General features: G+C 72.1%; 14 protein-coding genes. 11 read left to right on the forward strand and 3 right to left on the reverse strand.

Features of this window, described 5'->3' with window-relative positions:
• Positions 1–35: 35 nt before the first annotated feature.
• Positions 36–710: a potassium channel family protein gene (locus tag OG937_34255; GenBank protein ID WUD76391.1), complete on the reverse strand. Its 675-nt coding sequence runs from the start codon at positions 708–710 to the stop codon at positions 36–38.
• A 66-nt stretch (positions 711–776) separates the two neighbouring features.
• Between OG937_34255 and OG937_34260 the strand changes: the two genes are divergently transcribed.
• Positions 777–1,337: an HIT domain-containing protein gene (locus OG937_34260; protein ID WUD76392.1), complete on the forward strand. Its 561-nt coding sequence runs from the start codon at positions 777–779 to the stop codon at positions 1,335–1,337.
• 60 nt (positions 1,338–1,397) lie between these two features.
• On the opposite strand, the gene OG937_34265 is transcribed toward OG937_34260, so the two are convergent.
• Positions 1,398–3,041: a hypothetical protein gene (locus tag OG937_34265; protein ID WUD76393.1), complete on the reverse strand. Its 1,644-nt coding sequence runs from the start codon at positions 3,039–3,041 to the stop codon at positions 1,398–1,400.
• 179 nt (positions 3,042–3,220) lie between these two features.
• Entirely contained in the window at positions 3,221–5,425 is a 2,205-nt protein-coding gene (locus OG937_34270; GenBank protein ID WUD76394.1) for an elongation factor G-like protein EF-G2, read from the reverse strand.
• Positions 5,426–5,672: 247 nt separating this feature from the next.
• Between OG937_34270 and OG937_34275 the strand changes: the two genes are divergently transcribed.
• From OG937_34275 to ruvB, 10 genes are all read left to right on the forward strand, one after another.
• Positions 5,673–6,332, forward strand: coding sequence for a CDP-alcohol phosphatidyltransferase family protein (locus tag OG937_34275; protein ID WUD76395.1), 660 nt, complete (start codon positions 5,673–5,675; stop codon positions 6,330–6,332).
• Positions 6,329–7,312 (forward strand): phosphatidylinositol mannoside acyltransferase, encoded by a 984-nt coding sequence (locus OG937_34280; protein ID WUD76396.1) that lies wholly within the window; start codon positions 6,329–6,331, stop codon positions 7,310–7,312. The genes OG937_34275 and OG937_34280 overlap by 4 nt, the downstream gene beginning before the upstream one ends.
• The gene (locus OG937_34285) at positions 7,309–8,520 is read left to right on the forward strand and encodes a glycosyltransferase family 4 protein (protein WUD76397.1); all 1,212 of its coding nucleotides are present in this window, start codon (positions 7,309–7,311) and stop codon (positions 8,518–8,520) included. The genes OG937_34280 and OG937_34285 overlap by 4 nt, the downstream gene beginning before the upstream one ends.
• 88 nt (positions 8,521–8,608) lie before the next feature.
• Positions 8,609–9,166, forward strand: coding sequence for a hypothetical protein (locus tag OG937_34290; protein WUD76398.1), 558 nt, complete (start codon positions 8,609–8,611; stop codon positions 9,164–9,166).
• A 148-nt stretch (positions 9,167–9,314) separates the two neighbouring features.
• Entirely contained in the window at positions 9,315–10,229 is a 915-nt protein-coding gene (pdxS, locus tag OG937_34295) for a pyridoxal 5'-phosphate synthase lyase subunit PdxS (GenBank protein WUD76399.1), read from the forward strand.
• Positions 10,230–10,314: 85 nt separating this feature from the next.
• Positions 10,315–10,914 (forward strand): pyridoxal 5'-phosphate synthase glutaminase subunit PdxT, encoded by a 600-nt coding sequence (gene pdxT, locus OG937_34300; GenBank protein WUD76400.1) that lies wholly within the window; start codon positions 10,315–10,317, stop codon positions 10,912–10,914.
• Positions 10,915–10,975: 61 nt separating this feature from the next.
• On the forward strand, positions 10,976–11,728 hold the full coding sequence (locus OG937_34305) for a YebC/PmpR family DNA-binding transcriptional regulator (GenBank protein WUD76401.1): 753 nt from the start codon (positions 10,976–10,978) through the stop codon (positions 11,726–11,728).
• 136 nt (positions 11,729–11,864) lie between these two features.
• Entirely contained in the window at positions 11,865–12,395 is a 531-nt protein-coding gene (gene ruvC, locus OG937_34310) for a crossover junction endodeoxyribonuclease RuvC (protein WUD76402.1), read from the forward strand.
• Positions 12,392–13,006 (forward strand): Holliday junction branch migration protein RuvA, encoded by a 615-nt coding sequence (ruvA, locus tag OG937_34315; protein ID WUD76403.1) that lies wholly within the window; start codon positions 12,392–12,394, stop codon positions 13,004–13,006. The genes ruvC and ruvA overlap by 4 nt, the downstream gene beginning before the upstream one ends.
• Positions 13,007–13,037: 31 nt before the next feature.
• Positions 13,038–14,102, forward strand: a complete 1,065-nt coding sequence (gene ruvB / locus OG937_34320; protein WUD76404.1) for a Holliday junction branch migration DNA helicase RuvB — start codon at positions 13,038–13,040, stop codon at positions 14,100–14,102.
• Positions 14,103–14,236: the final 134 nt, after the last annotated feature.

The following is a 14,236-nucleotide window of genomic DNA, read 5'->3' on the forward strand; positions in this document are numbered from 1 at the left end:
CGCCGGCACGAGGAACGGCGACGGGCCCCCGGAGGTCAGCCCTCCGGGGGCCTGCCCGCGTCCGGCCGCTCGTCGGCACGGCGGAAGCTCTGGGTGAGCCAGGCCGAGAACGACCCGACGACCGCGCCGATCAGGACGACGCCCAGGAACATCACGCCCACCGCGATCACCCGTCCGCGCACCGTCACCGGCACGAGGTCGCCGTACCCGGTCGTGGTGATCGTGGAGCACAGCCACCACACCGACTGGCCGTAGGTGCGGATCTGCGCGCCGGGCGCGTCGTGCTCGTCCGCGTACACCTGCAGGCTCGCCGCGAAGCCGAGGAGCAGCGCGCTGAGCCCCGCGTACCCCATCACCCGGGCCTCCAGGGAGAACCGCGGCTGCTTGTGGAGGTCCTGGACCCTCCCGTAGATCTGCAGCAGACGCAGCGGGCGCAGCAGCGGCAGGACGACCACGACCAGGTCGAGCCAGCGGCGGCGGACGTAACTCCAGCGGTGCGGTGCGACGGCCACCCGGACCAGGTAGTCCAGCACGAAGAGTCCCCAGGTCACGATGGTGATCGTCAGCAGCAGGTCGGACCATTCGGGCGGCAGGTCCGGGACGAGCACACGCACCGCGTACGTGACGAGGAACACCAGGGACGCGATGGACAGCGGCACACTGCCCCGACGCTCCCACTCCCGCAGCCGCCGCTCGTCATCCATGGGCATGGGGCCAGCATCGTGCCCCGCGGGCGGGAGCGCCCCCGGCGACACGCAGGGCCGGGACGACGCCATATGCTGCAAGGCATGACGAGTGAGCCGGAACTGCAGAACGGAGTCGGGACGCAGGACGCGTTCCAGCGCCTGTGGACGCCGCACCGCATGGCGTACATCCAGGGCGAGAACAAGCCGACCGGCCCCGGGGCCGGCGACGGCTGTCCCTTCTGTGCGATTCCGGAGATGAGCGACGAGGACGGGCTGGTCATCGCGCGCGGCGACGCCGTCTACGCGGTCCTCAACCTCTACCCGTACAACGGCGGCCACCTGATGGTGGTGCCCTACCGTCACGTCGCGGACTACACCGACCTCGACGGGCCGGAGACCGTCGAGCTCGCCGAGTTCACCAAGCGCGCCATGGGCGCGCTTCGCTCGGCCTCGGGCGCGCACGGCTTCAACATCGGCATGAACCAGGGCACCGTGGCGGGCGCCGGGATCGCCGCGCACCTGCACCAGCACGTGGTGCCGCGCTGGGGCGGCGACACCAACTTCATGCCGGTGGTCGGCCACACCAAGGTGCTGCCGCAGCTCCTCGCCGACACCCGCAAGATGCTCGCCGACGCCTGGCCGGCCGGCTGACCCGGTCCGTCCCGCCGACCGGGCCGGGGCGGCGTGCGAGCCGTCCGGCCCGGGGCCCCGTCAGAAGACGTCGGCCTCGCTGGGCGAGGCGTCCTGCACCATGTTGCTCAATATGCCCGAGCGGTTGTTGAACTTCGAGACGTCCACCCCGTTCTCCTCCATGACGGTGATGGCCGCGGAGTGCACCGCCCGCAGCACGGGGGTGGCCGCGCGCAGGGCGTCGTCGGCCATGAAACGGTGCGTCCAGGGCTGTGAGGCCCAGCTGTGCCGCAGACCGAAGGGCTCGGGCAGGACGATCTTGCCGCCGAGATGGTCGAGCACCTGGGGGAAACGGGTCAGGGGGGCGCGGGCGGCCAGCCGCACCACCTCGTCGCTCGTCACGAGCGGCAGCTGCACCTTCTTCGTCTCCCAGAACTTGACCGGGTGGGCTATCTCCTTCTCCTTGGCCTCCGGTGCCGTGGTGAACAGGGAGTGCACCGGTCCGAGCGCGTGCCCGGTCACCTCGATCCGCAGGGTGCTCGCCAGCACGGTCACGGTGACCATCATGGTGATCACCAGCTGACCGTCCCAGACCACGAACTGCAGACCCAGGTAGTGCCGGTTGCCCTTGTCGAACTGCTGCTCGTTGCAGATCCGCTGGATCTCGAAGTCGCGGACGGTGTAGCCGTCGACGTCGGAGCCGGTGGGGCGGGTGATCTTCTTGGCGCCCTCGCCGACGTGGGAGACGACCCAGTGCTGTATCAGGGGCTTGGGGAAGCCACCGGTGTGCAGGGGGCCGCGCTGCAGCCCGCGCAACTTGCCGTGGATCACCTTGATCACGTCCCAGCTGCGGAAGGGGTGGATCTCGCTCAGGCCTTCGCGGGGCGTCAGTTCCTCGGCCATGTGCCAGGCGCCCCACCGGGCGCCCATGCCGAGCACGCCCTTGGGGCCCGCGTAGAAGACCACGTTGCTCTGCTGCTCGGCGGAGAGCTTGGCCAGGCTCTGGCGCAGCTTCTCGGCCCGGGTCTGGTTGGGGTTGCGCGGCACGGCCTCGGGGATCTTCGCGCCGACGCCGCTGCCCGATACCAGCCCCGCCCAGCGTTCGCGCAGGTCCTTGGCGGTCTGCTCGCAGAGCCGCTTGGCCCAGAACCAGCCGAGGACCGGGGCGACCATCATCACCCTCAGGTACTGCGACCAGAAGCCGGTGAGCGGCGGGTTGACGACGAAGAGGACGGCGAAGAAGCCGACCACGAGCAGCACCACCGAGCCGAGGAGCCCTGCCCGGGAGCCCTCGGACTTCCGTACGAGGGCGCGCAGTTGGAAGGCGCCCAGCCAGACCAGCATCCCGGGCAGGAAGAGCAGGCCGAACACGGCCATCACGGCCGTCAGCTTGTTGTCGCGCTCCTGGCGGATCCGGTTGGCGGCCAGGCAGTGCTCGACGACGGTCTGCGGCTCCGCGCCGAAGGACTGCACCAGCTCGTTGCGGGAGGCGCCCAGCATCCGGTTCTGCACGGCGCGGGCGAAGGCCTCACCCAGGTTCGCCTGCAGCAGCTTGACCTTCGCCTCCTTGACCGACGACTTGCCCGCGTCGGCCGTGGAGAGGGCATCCATGGGACTGTCACGGTACGCGGCCGACGCGAGGGCCTGGGTGGCCCCCGTCTGCCCGTCGACACCGCTCAGCGGTATCTGCGCGCCCGGGCTCAGGAAGTCGAAACCGTCGGTCACTGCCGCCCCCTTCTGGTCCCCGCCCGTGCGGACGCGAACCCGCCCGGCCCTTTCCCCGGTCGCGGCACCGGCACACCTGCGACGCCGCCCACCCAGCGTATACGGGGGGTGTGACGTGCGTCATCGGCCCGGCGGAAGAAGATCGTTCCGCCGGGCCGCCAACGTCCCTCGTGCGGGGGTTACTTGCCGGACTCCTGGGCGTGCTGCTCCCTCAGCTTCTGCGCCAGTTGGGGTGGCATCGGCTCGTGCCGGGCGTAGCTGCGGCCGTACCGTCCGGTGCCGTGCGACAGCGACCGCAGGTCGACCGCATAGCGCCCGATCTCGATCTCCGGTACCTCGGCCCGCACCAAGGTGCGTCCCAGGCCGACCGGTTCGGTGCCCAGCACCCGTCCGCGGCGACCGGACAGGTCGCTCATGACCGGCCCGACGTACTCGTCCGGCACCATGACCCGGATCTCGCTGACCGGTTCCAGCAGGTGGATGCGGCACTGCGTGGCCGCCTCGCGCAGGGCGAGCGCGCCCGCGGTCTGGAAGGCGGCGTCGGAGGAGTCCACCGAGTGCGCCTTGCCGTCGACCAGGGTGATGCGGATGTCCTCGACCGGGAAGCCGAGGGCCACGCCCTTGGCGGCCTGGGCGCGGACGCCCTTCTCCACCGAGGGGATGAACTGCCGCGGTACCGCGCCTCCGACGACCTTGTCGACGAACTGGATGCCGGAGCCGACCGGCAGCGGTTCGACCTCGATGTCGCAGATGGCGTACTGGCCGTGCCCGCCGGACTGCTTGACGTGCCGTCCGCGCGCCGTCGACTTCTCGCCGAAGGTCTCGCGGAGCGCCACTTTGTGCGGCACGGCGTCGACCTGCACGCCGTAGCGCGTGCGCAGCCGCTCCAGCGCCACGTCCATGTGGGCCTCGCCCAGGCACCACAGCACGACCTGCCGGGTGTCGGGGTTCTGCTCCAGCCGCATCGTGGGGTCCTCGGCGACGAGCCGGGACAGGCCTACGGAGAGCTTGTCCTCGTCGGCCTTGCTGTGCGCCTGGATCGCGACCGGCAGCAGGGGGTCCGGCATCAGCCAGGGCTCCATGAGCAGCGGGTCGTCCTTGGCGGAGAGCGTGTCGCCGGTCTCCGCGCGGGTCAGCTTGGCGACGCAGGCCAGGTCGCCGGCCACGCAGTGCGGCACCGTCCGCTGCTGTTTGCCGAAGGGCGAGGACAGGGCGCCGACGCGCTCGTCGACGTCGTGGTCCTCGTGGCCGCGGTCCTCCAGGCCGTGGCCGGAGACGTGGACGGTCTCGTCGGGGCGCAGGGTGCCGGAGAACACCCGCACGAGGCTGATCCGCCCCACGTACGGGTCGGAGGAGGTCTTCACGACCTCGGCGGCCAGCGGTCCGTCCGGATCGCAGGTGAGCTGCGCGTGCGACGTCCCCTGGGGCGTGCTGACCTGGGGGACCTCACGTTCCAGCGGCGTCGGGAAGCCGCCGGTGACCAGTTCCAGCAGCTCCACGGTGCCGATGCCCTGCTTGCAGCCCTCCGCGGCCGGCGCCGCGGCCAGCACGGGGTGGAAGGAGCCGCGCGCCACGGCCCGCTCCAGGTCCTGGACCAGCGTCTTGAGGTCGAGCTCCTCGCCGCCCAGGTAGCGGTCCATGAGGGTCTCGTCCTCGCTCTCGGCGATGATCCCCTCGATGAGCCGGGCGCGCGCGTCGTCCATCACGGGCAGCTGCGCCTCGTCCGGCGGGCGCTCCTCGCGCTTGCCGGAGGAGTAGTCGTAGACCCGCTGCGACAGCAGGCCGATGAGCCCGGTCACGGGCGTGTGGCCGTCCGCGGTCTCCTCCCCGTGGAGCGGGAGGTACAGCGGCAGCACCGTGTCGGGGGAGTCGCCCCCGAAGGCCTCACGGCACGTCTCGGTCATCTCCTCGAAGTCGGCCCGTGCCGCCTCCAGGTGCGTGACGACGACCGCACGCGGCATGCCGACCGCCGCGCACTCCTCCCAGACCATCCGGGTGGCGCCGTCGACGCCGTCGGCCGCCGAGACGACGAAGAGGGCCGCGTCCGCTGCCCGCAGACCGGCCCTGAGTTCCCCCACGAAGTCGGCGTACCCGGGGGTGTCCAGTAGATTGATCTTGATTCCGTCCCACTCCACCGGTACCAGCGAGAGCTGTACCGAGCGTTGCTGACGGTGCTCGATCTCGTCGTGGTCGGAGACGGTCCCGCCGTCGGCCACGTGCCCGGCGCGGTTCACCGCCCCTGTCGCCAGGGCGAGCGCCTCGACCAGCGTCGTCTTCCCGGAGCCACTGTGGCCGACCAGCACCACGTTGCGTACATCCTCGGGCCGGCCGGCCGCCAATGCCCTTCCGGCGGCTCCCGGACCTGCGTCTCTCCTGTCGCCCATGTGCCTCGCCTCCCGGTCCGTCACGGCATGGGGACTGGCGCCACGGGAGACCACCCGCCCAGGGCGGTCTGCAGTGACGCCCGCGGTAATTCGACCTTCCCACGCCCGTCACGGTGCGTCCATACGTCGTACGTGCCGCGGTAGGACGGGAGCCACGGACCTGCCGCGGAACGCGCCTGGCTACGATGGGCCAGCCGGACGGCCGACGGGGTCGTGCCGGTGCACCCCACGAACCTCCGGGAAGGCCATGCTGAACAAGTACGCGCGTGCTTTCTTCACGCGTGTCCTCACACCGTTCGCCGCGTTTCTGCTCCGCCGGGGCGTCAGCCCGGACACGGTCACGCTGATCGGCACGGGAGGCGTGGTCGCGGGAGCGCTGGTCTTCTACCCCAGGGGCGAGTTCTTCTGGGGCACGGTCGTCATCACCCTGTTCGTCTTCTCGGACCTGGTGGACGGCAACATGGCCCGCCAGGCGGGCGTCTCCAGCCGCTGGGGCGCCTTCCTGGACTCCACCCTGGACCGGGTGGCCGACGCGGCCATCTTCGGCGGGCTGGCGCTCTGGTACGCCGGGGGCGGGGACGACCTCGCGCTGTGCGCGGTGACGATCTTCTGCCTCGCCAGCGGCCAGGTGGTCTCGTACACCAAGGCGCGCGGTGAGAGCATCGGACTGCCGGTCGCGGTCAACGGTCTGGTCGAACGGGCCGAGCGACTGGTGATCTCACTGGTGGCCTGCGGTTTCGCCGGGCTCCACAAGTTCGGCGTCCCCGGCATCCAGTGGCTGCTGCCGATCGCCCTGTGGATCGTGGCCGTCGGCAGCCTGGTGACGCTGGTGCAGCGGGTGATCACCGTGCGCCGCGAGGCCTTCGAGGCCGACGCGGCGGCGCACGAAGGGAGCGGGCGGGCGTGAAGGACGGGCTGACCGACGCGCTGTACGGACTGGGCTGGGGCGCGGTCAAACGGCTGCCGGAACCCGCCGCGGCACGGCTCGGCCGGTCCATCGCCGACCTGGCCTGGAACCGCCGCGGCAAGGGCGTGCAGCGCCTGGAGTCCAACCTGGCCAGGGTCGTGCCCGACGCCGACGAGGCGCGGCTGCGCGAGCTGTCGAAGGCCGGCATGCGCTCGTACCTGCGCTACTGGATGGAGTCCTTCCGGCTGCCGGCCTGGAGCAAGGAACGCATCCGCTCCTCGTTCGACTGCAAGGACCTGCACCACCTCGAGGACGGCCTGGCCAGCGGCCGCGGCGTCGTCCTCGCCCTGCCGCACATGGCCAACTGGGACCTCGCGGGCGCCTGGGTCACCACCCGGCTCGGGGTGCCCTTCGCCACCGTCGCCGAGCGGCTCAAGCCCGAGACCCTGTACGACCGCTTCGTCGCCTACCGCGAGGGCCTGGGCATGGAGGTGCTGCCGCACACCGGCGGCGCCGCCTTCGGCGCGCTGGCGCGGCGGCTGCGCGGCGGCGGCCTGGTGTGCCTGGTCGCCGACCGCGACCTGTCCTCCTCCGGCGTCGAGGTGGACTTCTTCGGCGAGGCCACCCGCATGCCCGCGGGCCCCGCCCTCCTCGCCCAGCAGACCGGGGCGCTGCTGCTGCCGGTCACCTTGTGGTACGACGACTCGCCCACCCTCCAGGGCCAGGTCCACGCACCGGTCGAGGTGCCGGAGGACGGCACACGGGCGGAGCGGACCGCCGTCATGACGCAGCGCCTGGCGGACGTCTTCGCCGCCGGCATCGCCGAGCACCCCGAGGACTGGCACATGCTGCAGCGGTTGTGGCTCGCCGACCTCGAACCGCGGGCGGACGCGCCGGCCGGGCAACCCGCAGGGCGCGACGCGGCGTCCTCCCCGGTGTCCGGCGACCCCACCGACCGCTCCGGAACGGAGAAGCCTTGAGGATCGGGATCGTCAGCCCGTACTCGTGGGACGTCCCCGGCGGCGTCCAGTTCCACATCCGCGACCTCGCCGAGCACCTCATCGCGCTCGGCCACGAGGTCTCCGTCCTGGCGCCGGCCGACGACGACACCCCGCTGCCGCCCTACGTCATCTCCTCCGGCCGTGCCGTGCCCGTGCCGTACAACGGCTCGGTCGCGCGGCTCAACTTCGGCTTCCTGTCGGCCGCGCGGGTGCGCCGCTGGCTCCACGAGGGCGCCTTCGACGTCATCCACGTCCACGAGCCCTCCTCGCCCTCCCTCGGCCTGCTGACCTGCTGGGCCGCGCAGGGGCCGATCGTGGCCACCTTCCACACCTCCAACCCGCGCTCCCGGGCCATGATCGCCGCCTACCCGATCCTGCAGGCGGCGCTGGAGAAGATCAGCGCACGCATCGCGGTCAGCGAGTACGCCCGGCGCACCCTGGTCGAGCACCTGGGCGGAGACGCCGTGGTCATCCCGAACGGCGTCGACGTGGGCTTCTTCGCCGACGCCGAGCCCAAGACGGAGTGGCAGGGCGGAGGTCTCCCCGGCGACGACACCGGGGGTCCCCCCGGCGAAGACAGGGGGAGGACCATCGGCTTCATCGGGCGGATCGACGAGCCCCGCAAGGGCCTGCCCGTGCTGATGAAGGCCCTGCCGAAGATCCTCGCCGAGCGGCCGGGCACCCGCCTGCTGGTCGCCGGGCGCGGCGACGAGGCCGAGGCCGTGGAGGGCCTGCCCAAGGAGATGCGCGACCGGGTCGAGTTCCTCGGCATGGTCAGCGACGAGGACAAGGCGCGGCTGCTGCGCAGCGTCGACCTGTACGTGGCGCCCAACACCGGCGGTGAGAGCTTCGGCATCATCCTGGTCGAGGCCATGTCGGCCGGGGCGCCGGTGCTCGCCAGCGACCTGGACGCCTTCCGCCAGGTGCTCGACGGGGGCGCGGCCGGCGAGCTCTTCCCCAACGAGGACCCGGACGCGCTGGCCGCCTCCGCCGTACGGCTCCTGGGCGACGACGAGCGGCGTGCGCAGCTGCGCGAGCTGGGCTCCCGGCACGTCCGGCGCTTCGACTGGTCGGTCGTGGCCGCCGACATCCTCGCGGTGTACGAGACCGTCACCGCCGGCGCCGTGGCGGTGGCCGCAGACGAGCGGGTGGGCCTGCGGGCACGCTTGGGCTTCGCCCGCGACTGACACCGGAGCCGCCACCCGCGGCCGAAGCCCGCCGCCGGCGCCCCGGCGGTCCGCCGCCCGGTGGGCCGCACCGGGCGCACCGGTAGCCTTGCGGCCCGTGACCACCTTCATCTGGGTCGCCGTGGCGCTGGTCGCCGTCGGCCTCTACCTGAGCTGGACCGCGGGCCGGCTGGACCGCCTGCACGCCCGTATCGACGCCGCCCGCGCCGCGCTGGATGCGCAACTGCTGCGCAGGGCCTCCGTGGCCCAGGAGCTGGCCACCGCGGGGGTGCTGGACCCGGCGGCGAGCATCGTGCTCTACGAGGCCGCGCACTCCGCCCGGCAGGCCCTGGACGAACAGCGCGAGGTGGCCGAGAGCGAACTGAGCCAGGCACTGCGCGCGGTCTTCGCCGAGTCCGACGCGGTCGACGCCGTCCGGGCCGCCCCCGGCGGCGACGAGGCCGCCCGCGAGCTCACCCAGGCGGTGCGCCGGGTGCCGATGGCGCGGCGCTTCCACAACGACGCCGTGCGCGCCGCCAGGGCGCTGCGCGAGCACCGCAAGGTGCGCTGGTTCCGGCTCGCCGGGCACGCGGCGCAGCCGGTGACGTTCGAGATGGACGACGAGCCCCCGGTCGTCCTGACCGCGGAGGGCGTGGCAGGCCACTGAGGAGCGATTGGCCCTTTTGCGGTCCACTTCGTGCGGTCCACCATGAAAGACAGAGCAACCATCGGTGTTCCGCCGGCCGCCCGTGAGGAGGCCCGCAGACGCCGCGGGCTGCCGTGACCCTGCAGTTGCGTCTTTGAGTGAGGTCCCCGTGTCCACCACGCTTCCCAGCACCCCCGAGTCCCCCGAGACCGGCACCGCCCGCGTCAAGCGCGGTATGGCCGAGCAGCTCAAGGGCGGCGTGATCATGGACGTCGTCACCCCCGAGCAGGCCAAGATCGCCGAGGACGCGGGCGCCGTCGCCGTCATGGCGCTGGAGCGGGTCCCCGCCGACATCCGCAAGGACGGCGGCGTGGCCCGCATGTCCGACCCGGACATGATCGAGGGCATCATCGACGCCGTCTCGATCCCGGTCATGGCCAAGTCCCGCATCGGCCACTTCGTCGAGGCCCAGGTCCTGCAGTCGCTCGGCGTCGACTACATCGACGAGTCCGAGGTGCTCACCCCGGCCGACGAGGTCAACCACTCCGACAAGTGGGCCTTCACCACGCCCTTCGTCTGCGGCGCCACCAACCTGGGCGAGGCCCTGCGCCGCATCGCTGAGGGCGCGGCCATGATCCGCTCCAAGGGCGAGGCCGGCACCGGCAACGTGGTCGAGGCCGTCCGTCACCTGCGCCAGATCAAGAACGAGATCGCCCGCCTGCGCGGCTACGACAACCACGAGCTGTACGCCGCCGCCAAGGAGCTGCGCGCCCCGTACGAGCTCGTCAAGGAGGTCGCCGAGCTCGGCAAGCTGCCGGTCGTGCTGTTCTCCGCGGGTGGTGTCGCCACCCCGGCCGACGCCGCGCTGATGCGCCAGCTCGGCGCCGAGGGCGTCTTCGTCGGCTCCGGCATCTTCAAGTCCGGCGACCCCGCCAAGCGGGCCGCCGCCATCGTGAAGGCCACCACCTTCTACGACGACCCCAAGATCATCGCGGACGCCTCCCGCAACCTGGGCGAGGCCATGGTCGGCATCAACTGCGACACCCTCCCCGAGGCCGAGCGCTACGCCAACCGCGGCTGGTAGGCGCCCCACGCCCCGCGATGGGCAGGCCCGCGATGGCCTGCCCATCGTCCGTTGCCCCACCCGACGTTCCGGAAGGTCCCACCCCGTGTCCAGCAGCCCCCCGACCATCGGAGTCCTCGCCCTGCAGGGCGACGTCCGCGAGCACCTGGTCGCGCTCGCCGAGGCCGACGCCCTGGCCCGCCCCGTGCGGCGGCCCGAGGAACTGGCCGAGGTGGACGGTCTGGTGGTCCCGGGTGGCGAGTCGACCACGATGTCCAAGCTCGCCACGCTCTTCGGCATGATGGAACCGCTGCGCGACCGCATCCGGGACGGGCTTCCGGTCTACGGCACCTGCGCCGGGATGATCATGCTCGCCGACAAGATCCTGGACGGCAGGGACGACCAGGAGACCTTCGGCGGTATCGACATGATCGTGCGCCGCAACGCTTTCGGCCGGCAGAACGAGTCCTTCGAGACCGCGGTCGAGGTCGAGGGCGTGGAAGGTGGCCCGGTCGAGGGCGTCTTCATCCGTGCGCCCTGGGTCGAGTCCACCGGCAGCGGGGTCGCCACGCTGGCCCGGCTCGACGACGGAACGATCGTCGCCGTGCGCCAGGGCAACCTCCTGGCCACCTCGTTCCACCCCGAACTGACCGGGGACCACCGGGTGCACCGGTACTTCGTCGACATGGTGCGCGCCGCCCGGTGAGGTGATCCCGGTAGGATCGCAGTGTTCGTGAAGCAATCGGTGACGTGAAGGAGACAGGCTGATGTCCGGCCACTCTAAATGGGCTACGACGAAGCACAAGAAGGCCGTGATCGACGCCAAGCGCGGCAAGCTCTTCGCGAAGCTGATCAAGAACATCGAGGTCGCCGCCCGCGCGGGCGGCGCCGACATCTCCGGTAACCCGACCCTCTTCGACGCCATCCAGAAGGCGAAGAAGAGCTCGGTGCCCAACAAGAACATCGACAGCGCGGTCAAGCGCGGTGCCGGTCTCGAGGCGGGCGGTGCCGACTACGAGACGATCATGTACGAGGGCTACGGCCCCAACGGTGTCGCGGTGCTCATCGAGTGCCTCACCGACAACCGCAACCGCGCCGCCTCCGACGTGCGCGTCGCCATGACCCGCAACGGCGGCTCCATGGCCGACCCCGGCTCGGTGTCCTACCTGTTCAACCGCAAGGGCGTCGTGATCGTCCCCAAGGGCGAGCTCAACGAGGACGACGTGCTCGGCGCGGTCCTGGACGCGGGCGCCGAGGAGGTCAACGACCTCGGTGAGTCCTTCGAGGTGCTCAGCGAGGCGACCGACCTCGTCGCGGTGCGCTCGGCGCTCCAGGAGGCCGGCATCGACTACGACTCCGCCGAGGCCAACTTCGTCCCCACCATGCAGGTGGAGTTGGACGAGGAGGGCGCGCGCAGGATCTTCAAGCTCATCGACGCACTCGAGGACAGCGACGACGTGCAGAACGTCTTCGCCAACTTCGACGTCTCCGACGAGATCATGGAGAAGGTCGAGGCCTGATCCGGTCCGGCAGGACGCACGGCAGGACGGCGGCCCGTGGGGAGGACACACCCCCACCGGGCCGCCGTCGTTGTCGGTGGCACCCGATAACCTCCAGGGACCGTTTGAACGGCTGTCCGAGGGAGGGAGGGGCGCGGTGCGTGTGCTGGGTGTGGACCCGGGGCTGACCCGCTGCGGCGTCGGCGTGGTGGACGGTGCCCCCGGCAAGCCGCTGCGCATGGCCGGCGTCGGGGTCGTCCGTACCCCGGCGGAGGCCGACATCGGCCATCGCCTCGTACTGATCGAGCGCGGCATAGAAGCGTGGCTGGACGAGTACGCGCCCCAAGCCGTCGCCGTGGAACGGGTGTTCAGCCAGCACAACGTGCGCACCGTGATGGGCACGGCCCAGGCCAGCGCCGTCGCCATGCTCTGCGCCTCCCGCCGCGGCCTGCCCGTCCACCTGCACACCCCCAGCGAGGTCAAGGCCGCCGTCACCGGCAGCGGCCGGGCCGACAAGGCGCAGGTCGGTGCCATGGTCACCCGGCTGCTGCGGCTCGACGCCCCGCCGAAGCCCGCCGACGCCGCCGACGCGCTGGCGCTCGCCATCTGTCACATCTGGCGCGGCACCGCGACCAACCGCCTCCAGCAGGCCGTCGCCCGAGCACGAACCCAGGAGCCCAGCACATGATCGCCTTCGTCAGCGGGCCCGTCGCCGCCCTCGCCCCGGACATCGCGGTGATCGAGGTCGGTGGCATCGGCATGGCCGTCCAGTGCTCCCCGGGCACCCTGGCATCGCTCCGCCTGGGGGAGCAGGCCCGGCTCGCCACCTCCCTCGTCGTCCGCGAGGACTCCCTCACCCTCTACGGCTTCGCCGACGACGACGAGCGCCAGGTCTTCGAACTGCTGCAGACCGCCAGCGGCGTCGGTCCCCGGCTCGCCCAGGCCATGCTCGCGGTGCACAGCCCCGACGCGCTGCGCACGGCCGTCGCCACCGGCGACGAGAAGGCCCTGACCGCCGTCCCGGGCATCGGCAAGAAGGGCGCCCAGCGGCTGCTGCTGGAGCTGAGGGACCGCCTCGGCGCCCCCGTGGGCGCGGCGGGCGTCGCACGCCCCGCGGTGGCCGCAGGGCCCGCCTCATGGCGCGAGCAGCTGCACGCCGCGCTGATCGGCCTGGGCTACCAGCCGCGCGAGGCGGAGGAGGCCGTGGCCGCGGTGACGCCGCAGGCGGAGGCGAGCGCCGAGCCGCAGGTCGGGGCCCTCCTGCGGGCCGCCCTGCAGACCCTGAACCGAGCCCGCTGACCGTAGCCCGCCGAGCGTAAGGCGCACCGAAGTGAACTGGGACGACGAGTCCGTACCGACCACCGCCGACCGTCTCGTCGGCGCCGCCGCAGACGGCGAGGACCAGGCCGTCGAGGCGGCGCTGCGGCCCAAGGCGCTGGAGGAGTTCGTCGGCCAGGAGCGGGTCCGCGAGCAGCTCGACCTGGTGCTGAAGGCGGCGCGCCAGCGTGGCGGCACCGCGGACCACGTGCTGCTCTCCGGCGCCCCCGGGCTCGGCAAGACGACCCTGTCGATGATCATCGCGGCCGAGATGGGCGCCCCGATCCGCATCACCTCCGGCCCCGCCATCCAGCACGCCGGGGACCTCGCGGCGATCCTCTCCTCCCTCGCCGAGGGCGAGGTGCTCTTCCTCGACGAGATCCACCGGATGTCCCGGCCCGCCGAGGAGATGCTCTACATGGCGATGGAGGACTTCCGGGTCGACGTCATCGTCGGCAAGGGACCCGGCGCCACCGCCATCCCCCTCGAGCTGCCGCCGTTCACCCTGGTCGGCGCCACGACCCGGGCCGGCCTGCTGCCGCCGCCGCTGCGCGACCGCTTCGGCTTCACCGGCCACATGGAGTTCTACGCCCCGGCCGAGCTGGAGCGGGTCATCCACCGCTCCGCGCGCCTGCTGGACGTCGAGATCGAGCCCGAGGGCGCCGCGGAGATCGCCGGCCGCTCCCGCGGCACCCCGCGCATCGCCAACCGACTCCTGCGCCGCGTACGGGACTTCGCGCAGGTGAAGGTCGACGGCGTGATCACGCGCGAGGTCGCCGCCCGGGCACTGGACGTGTACGAGGTCGACGGCCGCGGCCTGGACCGGCTGGACCGCGCCGTGCTGCGGGCCCTGCTGGGGCTCTTCGGCGGTGGCCCGGTGGGGCTGTCGACACTGGCGGTGGCCGTGGGGGAGGAGCGGGAGACGGTGGAGGAGGTGGCCGAACCGTTCCTGGTGCGCGAGGGGCTCCTGGCGCGCACACCCCGTGGCCGCGTCGCCACTCCCGCCGCCTGGGCACACCTTGGGCTCGTGCCGCCACAGGGCGGCGGACCCGGGCAAGACGGGCTGTTCGGCCCTTGACGGCGGGGAGACTCGCCGCCGCAGGAACCTCGGTGTAATGCTTGGCGTTGTTCCACCGGCGAACGAACGCTTAGACTCCGCCGACGTCGTGCCTCCGGGACCGACACCCACAATCCCGTAGACCAGGCCCCAAC

Source organism: Streptomyces sp. NBC_00510 (assembly GCA_036013505.1).
Taxonomy (GTDB): domain Bacteria; phylum Actinomycetota; class Actinomycetes; order Streptomycetales; family Streptomycetaceae; genus Actinacidiphila.